This window comes from Citrobacter sp. Ce104, from assembly GCF_030334595.1.
GTDB lineage: Bacteria > Pseudomonadota > Gammaproteobacteria > Enterobacterales > Enterobacteriaceae > Citrobacter > Citrobacter europaeus.
Window position 1 is genome coordinate 315,369 of record NZ_JAOWDP010000068.1, and the last position, 12,641, is coordinate 328,009.

The window sequence follows — 12,641 nt, forward strand, 5'->3', positions numbered from 1 at the left end:
TTTTTTAATGCATAACCAGGCTCCAATTCAACGTAGAAAATCGACACGCATTTACGTTGGGAACGTGCCGATCGGCGATGGCGCGCCCATCGCCGTACAGTCGATGACCAATACGCGTACCACGGATGTGGAAGCGACGGTTAATCAGATCAAAGCGCTGGAACGCGTAGGCGCAGATATTGTTCGTGTCTCTGTACCGACAATGGATGCCGCAGAAGCGTTCAAGCTTATCAAACAGCAGGTTAACGTCCCGCTGGTTGCCGATATTCATTTCGACTATCGTATCGCGCTGAAGGTGGCGGAATACGGCGTTGATTGTCTGCGTATTAACCCTGGCAATATCGGTAATGAAGAGCGTATTCGCATGGTAGTGGACTGCGCTCGTGATAAAAATATTCCTATCCGCATCGGCGTCAACGCCGGATCGCTGGAAAAAGATCTGCAGGAAAAATACGGTGAACCTACGCCGCAGGCGCTGCTGGAATCCGCTATGCGCCACGTGGATCACCTCGATCGTCTGAACTTCGATCAATTCAAAGTCAGCGTTAAAGCGTCTGACGTTTTCCTCGCCGTTGAATCCTATCGCCTGCTGGCGAAACAGATCGATCAACCACTGCATCTGGGGATCACCGAAGCCGGTGGCCTGCGTAGCGGTTCGGTGAAGTCCGCCATCGGCCTTGGCCTGCTGTTATCTGAAGGGATCGGCGACACGCTGCGTGTTTCTCTGGCGGCCGATCCGGTGGAAGAGATCAAAGTAGGCTTCGATATTCTGAAATCGTTGCGCATTCGCGCGCGCGGGATCAACTTCATCGCTTGCCCAACCTGTTCGCGTCAGGAGTTTGACGTTATCGGTACGGTTAACGCGCTGGAGCAACGTCTGGAAGATATCATTACGCCAATGGACGTTTCGATCATCGGTTGCGTGGTAAACGGTCCTGGGGAAGCGCTGGTTTCTACGCTGGGTGTGACGGGCGGTAACAAGAAAAGCGGTCTGTATGAAGACGGCGTGCGTAAGGACAGGATCGATAACGACGACATGATTACGCAGCTTGAAACCCGCATTCGCGCTAAAGCAAGCATCCTGGACGAAGCGCGTCGTATCGACGTGCAGCAGCTTGAAAAATAACAACGTGATGGGAAGCGGCGTGCTTCCCGTGTATGATTGAACCCGCATGGCGCCCGTATTGTTCGGGTTAGCGCTGAGGGTTCATTTTTATATTCATAAAGAGAATAAACGTGGCAAAAAACATTCAAGCCATTCGCGGCATGAACGATTATCTGCCTGGCGAAACCGCCATCTGGCAGCGCATTGAAGGCACTCTCAAAAACGTGCTCGGTAGCTACGGTTACAGTGAAATCCGCTTGCCGATTGTAGAGCAGACCCCGTTATTCAAACGCGCGATCGGTGAAGTCACCGACGTGGTTGAAAAAGAGATGTATACCTTTGAGGACCGTAATGGCGACAGCCTGACGTTGCGTCCTGAAGGGACTGCGGGCTGCGTACGCGCCGGCATCGAACATGGTCTCCTGTACAATCAGGAACAGCGTCTGTGGTATATCGGGCCGATGTTCCGCCACGAACGTCCGCAGAAGGGACGCTATCGTCAATTCCATCAGCTGGGTGTCGAAGTGTTTGGCCTGCAAGGCCCGGATATCGATGCGGAACTGATCATGCTGACCGCTCGCTGGTGGCGCGCGCTGGGTATTTCTCAGCATGTCAGCCTGGAGCTGAACTCAATCGGTTCGCTTGAAGCCCGCGCAAACTACCGTGATGCGCTGGTCGCCTACCTGGAACTGCACAAAGAGAAACTGGACGAAGACTGCAAGCGTCGTATGTACACCAACCCGCTGCGCGTTCTCGACTCCAAAAACCCGGAAGTACAGGCTCTGCTCAACGACGCGCCTGCACTCGGCGACTATCTGGATGACGACTCTCGCGAGCACTTCGCGGGTCTGTGCAAACTGCTGGAGTCCGCAGGTATTGCCTATACCGTCAATCAGCGCCTGGTTCGTGGTCTTGATTACTACAACCGCACCGTATTTGAGTGGGTCACCAGTAGCCTGGGCTCTCAGGGTACCGTGTGTGCCGGTGGGCGTTACGACGGTCTGGTTGAGCAACTTGGCGGTCGTGCAACCCCGGCCGTGGGCTTTGCCATGGGTCTGGAACGTCTTGTTTTGTTAGTTCAGGCAGTTAATCCGGAATTTATTGCCTCCCCTGTTGTCGATATATACCTGGTCGCTTCGGGGACGGACACGCAGTCGGCGGCAATGCGGCTTGCAGAACGTCTGCGCGATGAAGTTCCTGGTGTGAAACTAATGACCAACCACGGCGGCGGCAACTTTAAGAAACAGTTTGCCCGCGCCGATAAGTGGGGCGCCCGCGTTGCACTGGTACTGGGCGAGTCCGAAGTGGCTGACGGTACTGTTGTAGTGAAGGATTTGCGCTCTGGTGAGCAAACGGCAGTAGCGCAGGATAGCGTTGCCGCGCATTTGCGCACTCTACTGGGCTAAGGAGAAGGACAGCGTGGAAATTTACGAGAACGAAAACGACCAGGTTGATGCGGTAAAACGCTTCTTTGCTGAAAATGGCAAAGCGCTGGCTGTTGGGATCATTTTAGGGGTTGGCGCGCTGGTTGGCTGGCGTTACTGGACCAGCCATCAGACGGAGTCCGCACGCTCTGCTTCCCTGGCGTATCAAAATACGGTGACTGCGGTTAGTGCGGGTAAACCGGACAGCCTTCCTGCTGCAGAGAAATTTGCCGCAGAAAATAAAAATACCTACGGCGCGTTAGCTTCTCTGGAACTGGCGCAGCAGTTTGTTGACCAAAATGAACTTGAGAAAGCCGCAAGCCAACTGCAACAAGGCTTAGCTGCAACCAGCGATGAAAACCTCAAAGCGGTGATCAACCTGCGTCTGGCTCGTGTTCAGGTTCAGCTTAAACAAGCCGATACCGCGCTGAAAACGCTCGACACCATTAAAGGTGAAGGCTGGACGGCCATTGTTGCCGATCTGCGCGGTGAAGCGTTGCTGAGCAAAGGCGACAAACAAGGTGCGCGTAGCGCATGGGAAGCGGGCGTGAAAAGCGATGCCTCTCCTGCTCTGAGCGAAATGATGCAGATGAAAATCAATAATTTGTCCATCTGAGAGGGACCCGATGCAATTGCGTAAATTACTTCTGCCAGGGCTGCTTTCCGTTACCCTATTGAGCGGCTGTTCACTGTTTAGTGGCGAAGAAGATGTCGTTAAGATGTCCCCATTACCGGTGGTTGAGAACCAGTTTACTCCGTCTACGGACTGGAGCACCTCCGTAGGCAACGGTATTGGTGATTTCTATTCCAATCTTCACCCTGCGCTGGCGGATAACGTTGTCTATGCAGCCGATCGCGCCGGTGTCGTTAAGGCGTTGAATGCGGACGACGGCAAAGAAGTCTGGTCTGTTAATCTGGGTGAGAAAGACGGCTGGTTCTCCCGCGCATCTGCACAGCTTTCTGGCGGTGTAACCGTGTCCGGCGGACATGTTTACATTGGCAGCGAAAAAGCACAGGTTTATGCGTTGAATACCAGCGACGGGACCACTGCGTGGCAGACGAAAGTTGCCGGTGAAGCGCTGTCTCGCCCTGTTGTGAGCGATGGCGTGGTATTAATCCACACCAGCAACGGTCAGTTGCAGGCCTTGAACGAAGCTGATGGTGCTATCAAATGGACCGTTAACCTCGACATGCCTTCTCTGTCACTGCGCGGCGAATCTGCCCCAGCGACCGCCTTTGGCGCAGCTATTGTCGGCGGTGATAACGGTCGCGTGAGCGCAGTGCTGATGCAGCAGGGCCAGATGATTTGGCAGCAACGTATTTCTCAGGCGACAGGTCCAACGGAAATCGATCGTCTGAGTGACGTTGATACCACGCCGGTTATCGTCAATGGCGTTGTTTATGCGCTGGCTTATAATGGTAACCTGACGGCGCTGGATCTGCGCAGCGGCCAGATTATGTGGAAACGTGAACTGGGCTCGGTGAATGATTTTATCGTTGACGGCAACCGTATCTACCTGGTTGACCAGAACGACCGCGTACTGGCACTGACCACCGACGGCGGCGTGACGCTGTGGACGCAAAGCGATCTGCTGCACCGTCTGCTGACGTCCCCGGTATTGTATAATGGCAATCTGGTCGTCGGTGATAGCGAAGGCTACCTGCACTGGATTAACGTTGACGATGGCCGTTTTGTTGCCCAGCAGAAAGTTGACAGCTCTGGTTTCCTGACCGAGCCGGTCTCTGCTGATGGTAAACTGCTGATCCAGGCGAAAGACGGTACGCTGTACTCTATTACGCGTTAATCGTCCCGGCCGCTCGCTTTGAAAAACGGCTCCTGGTGCAGGGGCCGTTTTACTGTTTTTAACAACGGCGCAAAATGTGCCCGTTGTCTGATGATTTTTTAAATGAGGCTTTAAACATGGTACCTGTGGTCGCGCTTGTCGGGCGCCCTAACGTTGGCAAATCCACGTTATTTAACCGTCTAACTCGCACCCGAGATGCGCTGGTTGCGGATTTCCCGGGTCTGACTCGTGACCGTAAGTACGGTCGTGCGGAAATTGAAGGCCGCGAGTTTATCTGTATTGATACCGGCGGTATTGATGGCACCGAAGACGGTGTTGAAACTCGTATGGCGGAACAGTCGCTGTTGGCTATTGAAGAAGCGGACGTTGTGCTGTTCATGGTGGATGCGCGTGCTGGCCTAATGCCTGCGGATGAAGCTATTGCGAAACATCTGCGTTCTCGCCAGAAACCGACGTTCCTGGTTGCCAACAAAACTGACGGACTCGATCCTGACCAGGCGGTTGTCGATTTCTACTCGTTGGGTCTGGGTGAAATTTATCCGATCGCGGCATCCCATGGCCGTGGCGTCCTCAGCCTGCTGGAGCATGTTCTGCTGCCGTGGATGGATGACGTTGCCCCTCAGGAAGACGTGGATGAAGACGCAGAATATTGGGCGCAACTGGAAGCCGAAGAAAACGGCGAAGAAGAGCCTGAGGACGACTTTAACCCGCAGGATTTGCCGATTAAACTGGCGATTGTGGGTCGACCGAATGTAGGTAAGTCCACGCTTACTAACCGTATTCTCGGCGAAGACCGCGTAGTGGTTTACGACATGCCTGGGACGACGCGTGACAGTATTTATATTCCGATGCAGCGCGACGAGCGCGAATATGTGCTCATCGATACCGCGGGCGTGCGTAAGCGCGGCAAAATTATCGAAGCGGTAGAAAAATTCTCCGTTATCAAAACGCTGCAGGCGATTGAAGATGCCAACGTGGTGATGCTGGTGATTGACGCGCGCGAAGGTATTTCCGATCAGGACCTGTCACTGCTGGGCTTTATCCTCAATAGTGGGCGCTCACTTGTTATCGTGGTCAACAAGTGGGATGGCCTGACGCAGGAAGTGAAAGAGCAGGTCAAAGAGACGCTGGACTTCCGTCTGGGCTTTATTGATTTTGCGCGCGTACACTTTATCTCTGCGCTGCACGGCAGCGGTGTGGGGAATCTGTTTGAATCGGTCCGCGAAGCGTATGACAGCTCCACCCGTCGCGTCAGCACCGCGATGCTGACGCGCATCATGACTATGGCGGTAGAAGATCATCAGCCGCCGCTGGTCCGTGGTCGTCGTGTGAAGCTGAAATATGCTCACGCCGGTGGTTATAACCCGCCAATCGTGGTGATCCACGGTAACCAGGTCAAAGACCTGCCGGATTCCTACAAACGCTATCTGATGAACTATTTCCGTAAATCTTTGGACGTGATGGGCACGCCGATCCGTATTCAGTTCAAAGAGGGGGAAAACCCGTTTGCGAACAAACGCAATACGCTGACCCCGACTCAGATGCGTAAGCGTAAGCGTTTGATTAAGCACATTAAAAAAAGCAAGTAACCGTTGCTGATGCTGATAAAAACCCGCGCCTGTCGCGGGTTTTTTTTCGCTAATCCATCGCCTGCCTCAACCCGTGCGATGTCAATTACTATTCGTTTTTTACCAAGTTTAAATCTAAGAAAGTAGACATTTGTCGAGTTTTCATCTTAAAGTCCGGGGGCTGGTACTAGACAAAACTAGCCTTAGGTTATCAAATGGTTAAATAACTTTTCGCCGCATGTAAAAAATCGGTCAGATACGTAACTGGCTGGCGTACATCGCGGTGTTTATACGCACGACGACATAACTTTCGGGAGAATTATGCAATCCTCTGTTAATCAAAAAGAAAGCCGAACTTTCTTCGGCCATCCTTATCCGCTCGGCTCGCTGTTTTTCACAGAGATGTGGGAGCGTTTCTCGTTTTATGGCATTCGCCCGTTACTGATCCTGTTTATGGCGGCAACCGTCTATGACGGCGGCATGGGGCTGGCTCGTGAAAACGCCTCGGCGATTGTGGGTATCTTTGCCGGTACGATGTATCTTGCCGCACTGCCGGGTGGCTGGCTGGCGGATAACTGGCTCGGCCAACAGAAAGCGGTGTGGTACGGTTCCATTCTGATTGCGCTCGGCCACCTGTCGATTGCGCTCTCGGCCATTATGGGTAACAACCTGTTCTTTATCGGCCTGATGTTTATCGTGCTCGGTTCCGGTCTGTTCAAAACCTGTATTTCGGTCATGGTTGGCACGCTGTATAAAAAAGGCGATGCGCGTCGCGACGGCGGGTTCTCGCTGTTCTACATGGGTATCAATATGGGGTCGTTTATCGCGCCGCTGATCTCCGGTTGGCTGATTAAAACCCACGGCTGGCACTGGGGCTTTGGCATCGGTGGTATCGGGATGCTGGTGGCGCTGATCATTTTCCGCGTATTTGCCGTTCCATCGATGAAACGCTACGACAGCGAAGTGGGACTCGACTCCACCTGGAACAGCCCGGTTGTGAAACGTAACGGCGTGGGCGCGTGGCTGTTGGCGCTGGCCGTCGGTGTGGCAGTTATTGTTACGCTGATTGCGCAGGGCGTGATTGTCATAAATCCGGTCGCGGTTGCCAGCATGCTGGTATACGTGATTGCCGCCTCCGTTGCACTCTACTTTATCTACCTGTTCATCTTTGCCGGTCTGAACCGCAAAGAGCGCGCCAGACTGCTGGTCTGCTTTATCCTGCTGGTTTCCGCCGCGTTCTTTTGGTCCGCGTTTGAGCAGAAGCCGACCTCGTTCAACCTGTTTGCCAACGACTACACTAACCGTATGATCGGTGATTTTGAAATCCCGGCGGTGTGGTTCCAGTCGATAAACGCGCTGTTTATCATCCTGCTGGCGCCGGTATTTAGCTGGGCATGGCCGAAACTGGCGAGCATGAACATTCGGCCGAGCAGCATTACCAAATTCGTTATTGGTATTCTCTGCGCGGCGGCAGGCTTTGGCCTGATGATGCTGGCGGCGCAAAACGTTCTCAGTAACGGCGGTGCAGGCGTTTCTCCATTCTGGCTGGTGGGCAGCATCCTGATGCTGACGCTTGGTGAGCTGTGCCTGAGTCCGATCGGTCTGGCGACAATGACGCTGCTGGCTCCGGAAAGAATGCGTGGGCAGATGATGGGCCTGTGGTTCTGCGCCAGTGCGCTGGGTAACCTGGCCGCAGGTTTGATTGGCGGCCATGTGAAGGCTGACCAACTGGATATGCTGCCGGATCTCTTCGCTCGCTGCTCGATTGCGCTGCTGATCTGCGCCGCGGTACTGATCGTCCTCATTGTTCCGATTCGTCGCATGCTGGAGAATACGCAATCTAAACCGGCAACTAGCGCCTGATAACACCTCGATTGTGCCGGGGCAGACGTTATGTCCCGGCCATTCAATTTTTGAGGTGAGAACATGTTGTTAGGGTTTGTTGGGCTTGGCGCAGTTGTTGAAACGGCATACTTGCCCGCATTACGTCATATGTTCGGTGATTCACTCCGCTGCGTGGGTTTTGATGTCCAACCCGTAAAGCAGTTTGCAGACGTGGCACGCTGCGCGTCACTCGCTGAACTTCTTGCCACACCGCTTGATACCCTGTTTATCACCACCGCATCCCTGCACCACCTTGATGTGCTTGAACAGGCGCTGGCCGCGCCCATTGCACGTATCGTGGTCGAAAAGCCTATTGTCGCCACGCTTTCCCAAATTGAAAAACTGAAAATGCTGCTGGCTCAACCCGGTGCTGCCGACCGCGTGCTGGCGCTCGACCACTGGATGGCGCGCAATGGCGCAATGCGGCTGGCGTTGGGTAAACTCGGCGCGCAGTGGCAGGGCGATAATCCACAACCGGCACTGGTCTCTCACTTTTCGGACGTTGTTAAAATCGAAGGCTTCTTACAGGAACCGAGCGGGTTTAACGCTGCTGGTGAACCCATCGCGCTCAACTTTGCCACCGGTGAGCCGGATACGCGTGAACTCCGTCATCCGGACGGTGTGATTCTGGACATTGGCACGCATGTACTGGCAATGCTGCGTGAAACAGCGCGTTATCTGGGCGGCAATGACAGCATGAGCTTGCAGGTGATGAGCGCTAAAGACCGTCTGGGACGCGATATCGTAGAAGGCGACCTGACCACGGCGGAAGGAGAGGCACATCTGCAGGGACAGATTAGCGGTATACCGCTGGATATCTGGCTGAATAAATACGCAGGGCCTGCTGGTGGACAAAAAGGCCTGCGCCTTTATCTGCGCGACGGCCGTATCATCAGCCATGACCGTCGAGGTGCCGAGGATGTGCTCGAACTGATTGAGGGTAATGTTGTGCGATGCTGGCGCCTTCCCGGTAGCATTTATGCCCATTGTCTGGCGGAGCATATTCTGGGCGAGCACAGTCTGTTTGAACGCAGCCCACAGGAAGTGAGTCGCACGACGCAGCGCAGGCTGGAGGAAGTGGAGTACCTGTTAACGTTACAGCAGTTACGCGGGCGGCATTAAACGCAGCGTGATAAACTCTACGCAGTAATGGATCCCTGTACTGGAGTCGCTATGTCTATTATTTGCCCGGATTGTCATGCAGAACTGGAGCCGCAAAACGGTATGGCACACTGTGATAACTGTAATAAAGATATTCAGTTAGAAGCGCACTGTCCGGAGTGTAATCAGCCGCTGCAGGTGCTCAAAGCCTGTGGCGCAGTCGATTATTTCTGCCAGCACGGTCATGGCCTTATTTCAAAAAAACGTGTTATCTATTCTATTAGTAATTAATTATATTAGTTGTTCTATTTAGTTGAAATAAACATACGAAAGAGAATATTAATTCTCTTTCGATATCTATTAAACAAATAAGTAACGCGTAATTCAAATGAATACCTGTTTTTAGGAATATATTTAGGTGGCTAAATTATAGTTTGGTTTAGATCGTAGATATAATCTTTCTGTGTGAGGAAAGCTTTAACACAGGGATAATCTATGGTGTCAGGAGCACGCTTATTCTTTTTATTATTGGTGTCTGGCGTGGTAAGCGCTGAGGCCGATATAAGCGTCCCTGTCTCTGAAAATAATATTACCCTCTCCGCACTACCCGATCTGGCCAGTGATGCCGCAGAAAAAGAAGAACAAGAAAATAAGGGGCAATCATTTAAAGAAAAAGGCGCTGATTACATTACCAACTCAGCGACGCAGGGATTTGAAAATCTGACGCCGGAAGCGCTGGAATCCCAGGCGCGTAGCTATCTGCAAAACCAAATCACTTCATCAGCACAGTCATACCTTGAGGGCGCAATGTCGCCTTATGGCAAGGTGCGTACCAGTCTCTCCGTGGGCGAAGGGGGAGACCTTGAAGGTAGTTCGCTGGATTATTTTGTTCCCTGGTATGACAACGAAAGTACCGTACTCTTTAGTCAATTCTCCGCCCAACGTAAAGAAGAGCGTACTATTGGTAATTTAGGCTTCGGTGTACGCCAGAATATCGCGAGCTGGCTGCTGGGCGGTAACCTGTTTTATGACTATGACTTCACCCGTGGACACCGCCGCTTAGGTCTGGGGACCGAAGCCTGGACTGATTATTTAAAACTTTCCGGAAATTATTACCATCCTCTTTCCGACTGGAAAGATTCTGCAGATTTTGATTTTTACGAGGAGCGCCCGGCGCGCGGTTGGGATATTAGGGCAGAAAGCTGGCTGCCATTTTATCCGCAGTTGGGCGGCAAAGTCATTTATGAGCAGTACTATGGCGACGAGGTGGCGTTATTTGGCACCGATAATTTACAAAAAAATCCGCATGCCGTGACCGTAGGTCTCAACTATACGCCTGTACCGATGGTGACGTTGGGGGCGGACTATAAAGCCGGAACCGGGGACAACACCGATCTCAACGTCAATGCCACGGTCACATATCAGCTTGGTACCCCGCTGGCAGCACAGCTCGACCCGGAAAACGTCAAAGCACAGCATTCGCTGATGGGCAGTCGTCATGATTTTGTAGAGCGCAACAACTTCATCGTTCTGGAATACCGTGAGAAAGATCCGTTAGACGTCGCACTTTGGCTGAAGGCCGATTCAACCAATGAGCACCCTGAATGCGTGATTGAAGACACGCCTGAAGCTGCGGTTGGTCTGGAAAAATGCAAGTGGACCGTCAATGCGATGATTAATCACCATTACAAGATTATTTCTGCCTCCTGGCAGGCGAAAAATAATGCCAGCCGGACGTTAGTGATGCCGGTGATAAAAGCGGATGCCTTGACCGAGGGAAATAATAATCGCTGGAATTTAGTGCTGCCGGCGTGGGTGAATGCTGATACCGACGACCAGAGAACGGCAATGAACACCTGGAAGGTGCGCATGACGCTGGAGGATGAAAAGGGCAATAAGCAGAACTCCGGCGTGGTGGAAATTACCGTCCAGCAGGATCGTAAAATCGAGCTGATCGTCGATAACATCGCTGATGCCGATCGTAGCGATCACAGTCATGGCGCCAGCGCGCAGGCCGATGGTGTGGACGGTGTAGTAATGGACTTGCTGCTGACCGATTCCTGGGGCGACACCACCGATCGCAACGGTGATGAACTGGTCGATGAGGCCATGACGCCTGAGCTGTACGACAGCAATGATAAAAAAGTTACGCTAGCGGCGACGCCCTGTACCACGGAAACCCCCTGTGTATTCATTGCCAGCCGAGATAAAGCAGCGGGAACCGTTACGCTCTCCAGCACGCTTCCCGGTACTTTTCGCTGGAAGGCTAAAGAGGATGCTTACGGCGACAGCAACTATGTCGACATTACCTTTGTTGGTGAATCGCTTTCAGCGCTGAACCCCCTCATCTATCAATCGAAAACATCCAGCCCCGTCAATCTGATCGACAAAGAAGATAAGCACCCTGTTGTGAATAACACCTATCGATTCCGGCTTTGGCGCGATGCTAACAGTGACGGCGTGTTCCAGATGTCGGAACAGCTTACAGAAGACGAGATGGCCCAGTATGACTACCAATGGGAGTTTACCGGGCAGAGCACCAACGGGCATACCGGGGCGCAAACGAACACCAGCAATGAGGACCTGGTTCTGCCAGCCAGCAATAAAGAAGCGGCGCAGAAGTTTGGCGCCGACGAGCAGGATGGCGTGCAGGGGTATGGATTACGTGTGGCCTACAACCAGAAATAGCGTCGGCGCGAGTCGCTGAATTTTAAAGAAAAGGAGAGTCTTAATGCAGGCATTGTTAAAACGGCGGCTGAGTAAGGTCGCACTGGCGCTGGTGGTGGCAGGCTACTGCTCAATTCCATCGGCGATAGCAGCGAAAGAAGGAAAACTGCAAGGTGCCGGTTCCGATACGTGGCAGTTCAGCGGCAATACTGGCACGATTCAGGGGACGGTACCGTGGATCACCCGCTCAGCGGAAAAAGTCGCGGAAGCAGATAAAAACCACGTAACGGTTAGCATTGACCGGGGTGAGCGTGTCGTCAACGGCGAGGGGGATAAGCAGTTCCATATTGGCGATAAGGTCACGGTAAACTGGGCGATTGGTGATGAGCAGGGCGATCTCGATGTCAGCAATACCGCAACCAAAGCCACGGTGGTCTGGATTCGTTCGAAACAACAGGATGGTTCTGATGCTACCGTGATAAGCGGTAGTGCCGGGAAGGACTCCTATACCCTCCAGGAATCGGATGCAGACTATTACATTGGTATTCGCATCACGCCAACGACGACTACCGGTGACCCCAACGTTGCTGAACTCTTGACGTTAAACGATCTTTCTACCGGCTCGGGTGGTGGTGCGGATGATGATGACATCCCGGAAGGTCCGGTGGTGGATGATTCTATTGCCGTGGCTATCTACGACTCTGAGAATGCCTCTGTCAACCTGCTGAAAAACAGCAGTACCAAGCTGCATACCGGTCACACCTACGTTGCTCAGTTGTGGAAAGATGCCAACAAAAACGGCACTTACGACACGGGAGAACTGGTGGTTACCAATCAGTACGACTATCAGTGGGTCTTTACAGGCACCAGTTTGCAACTGGGAACGGCGGGAGGCGACTCTTCGGTTCAGAACGGCGATTTGCTTATTCCAGAGACCAATGCCGAAGCCAGAACCTCGATCTTCCCGAACGCAGGCGACGATGGCGTTCAGGGGTATGGCCTGTCGATCAAGTACAAGAACAAATAATTCGCACCGTACGTCGCTCTCCGGGGGAGCGGCGTTTTCCGTGCGCTTTTCTTAGCAGGA

At 53.0% G+C, this 12,641-nt stretch carries 10 protein-coding genes; all 10 read left to right on the forward strand.

Features of this window, described 5'->3' with window-relative positions; genetic code table 11:
* Positions 1 to 7: 7 nt before the first annotated feature.
* The gene (gene ispG / locus OGW16_RS19935; RefSeq protein WP_043017186.1) at positions 8 to 1,126 is read left to right on the forward strand and encodes a flavodoxin-dependent (E)-4-hydroxy-3-methylbut-2-enyl-diphosphate synthase; all 1,119 of its coding nucleotides are present in this window, start codon (positions 8 to 10) and stop codon (positions 1,124 to 1,126) included.
* A 110-nt stretch (positions 1,127 to 1,236) separates the two neighbouring features.
* Complete coding sequence (hisS, locus tag OGW16_RS19940) at positions 1,237 to 2,511, forward strand: histidine--tRNA ligase (RefSeq protein WP_043017185.1); 1,275 nt, start codon at positions 1,237 to 1,239, stop codon at positions 2,509 to 2,511.
* Positions 2,512 to 2,524: 13 nt separating this feature from the next.
* Positions 2,525 to 3,145 carry a YfgM family protein gene (locus OGW16_RS19945; RefSeq protein ID WP_043017184.1) on the forward strand — a complete coding sequence of 207 codons (621 nt, stop codon included), beginning with the start codon at positions 2,525 to 2,527 and terminating at the stop codon, positions 3,143 to 3,145.
* A 10-nt stretch (positions 3,146 to 3,155) separates the two neighbouring features.
* A complete protein-coding gene (gene bamB / locus OGW16_RS19950; RefSeq protein WP_016153997.1) occupies positions 3,156 to 4,334 on the forward strand; it encodes an outer membrane protein assembly factor BamB in 1,179 nt (392 codons plus the stop codon).
* Between the two features lie 116 nt (positions 4,335 to 4,450).
* Positions 4,451 to 5,923, forward strand: coding sequence for a ribosome biogenesis GTPase Der (gene der / locus OGW16_RS19955; RefSeq protein ID WP_286518720.1), 1,473 nt, complete (start codon positions 4,451 to 4,453; stop codon positions 5,921 to 5,923).
* Between the two features lie 300 nt (positions 5,924 to 6,223).
* The gene (locus OGW16_RS19960; RefSeq protein ID WP_047409540.1) at positions 6,224 to 7,765 is read left to right on the forward strand and encodes a peptide MFS transporter; all 1,542 of its coding nucleotides are present in this window, start codon (positions 6,224 to 6,226) and stop codon (positions 7,763 to 7,765) included.
* A gap of 63 nt (positions 7,766 to 7,828) precedes the next feature.
* On the forward strand, positions 7,829 to 8,908 hold the full coding sequence (locus OGW16_RS19965) for a Gfo/Idh/MocA family oxidoreductase (protein ID WP_080626244.1): 1,080 nt from the start codon (positions 7,829 to 7,831) through the stop codon (positions 8,906 to 8,908).
* 51 nt (positions 8,909 to 8,959) lie between these two features.
* A complete protein-coding gene (locus tag OGW16_RS19970) occupies positions 8,960 to 9,178 on the forward strand; it encodes a zinc ribbon domain-containing protein (protein ID WP_043017181.1) in 219 nt (72 codons plus the stop codon).
* A gap of 204 nt (positions 9,179 to 9,382) precedes the next feature.
* The gene (gene sinH / locus OGW16_RS19975) at positions 9,383 to 11,575 is read left to right on the forward strand and encodes an intimin-like inverse autotransporter SinH (protein WP_213733276.1); all 2,193 of its coding nucleotides are present in this window, start codon (positions 9,383 to 9,385) and stop codon (positions 11,573 to 11,575) included.
* 43 nt (positions 11,576 to 11,618) lie between these two features.
* Positions 11,619 to 12,581, forward strand: coding sequence for a SinI family autotransporter-associated protein (locus OGW16_RS19980; protein ID WP_043017179.1), 963 nt, complete (start codon positions 11,619 to 11,621; stop codon positions 12,579 to 12,581).
* Positions 12,582 to 12,641 lie beyond the last annotated feature (60 nt).

Bases quoted from the DNA above. Each gene is read 5' to 3' on its own strand.
- ispG (WP_043017186.1), top strand. From the start codon at position 8: ATGCATAACCAGGCTCCAATTCAACGTAGAAAATCGACACGCATTTAC.
- bamB (WP_016153997.1), top strand. From the start codon at position 3,156: ATGCAATTGCGTAAATTACTTCTGCCAGGGCTGCTTTCCGTTACCCTA.
- der (WP_286518720.1), top strand. From the start codon at position 4,451: ATGGTACCTGTGGTCGCGCTTGTCGGGCGCCCTAACGTTGGCAAATCC.
- OGW16_RS19960 (WP_047409540.1), top strand. From the start codon at position 6,224: ATGCAATCCTCTGTTAATCAAAAAGAAAGCCGAACTTTCTTCGGCCAT.
- OGW16_RS19965 (WP_080626244.1), top strand. From the start codon at position 7,829: ATGTTGTTAGGGTTTGTTGGGCTTGGCGCAGTTGTTGAAACGGCATAC.
- OGW16_RS19970 (WP_043017181.1), top strand. From the start codon at position 8,960: ATGTCTATTATTTGCCCGGATTGTCATGCAGAACTGGAGCCGCAAAAC.
- sinH (WP_213733276.1), top strand. From the start codon at position 9,383: ATGGTGTCAGGAGCACGCTTATTCTTTTTATTATTGGTGTCTGGCGTG.
- OGW16_RS19980 (WP_043017179.1), top strand. From the start codon at position 11,619: ATGCAGGCATTGTTAAAACGGCGGCTGAGTAAGGTCGCACTGGCGCTG.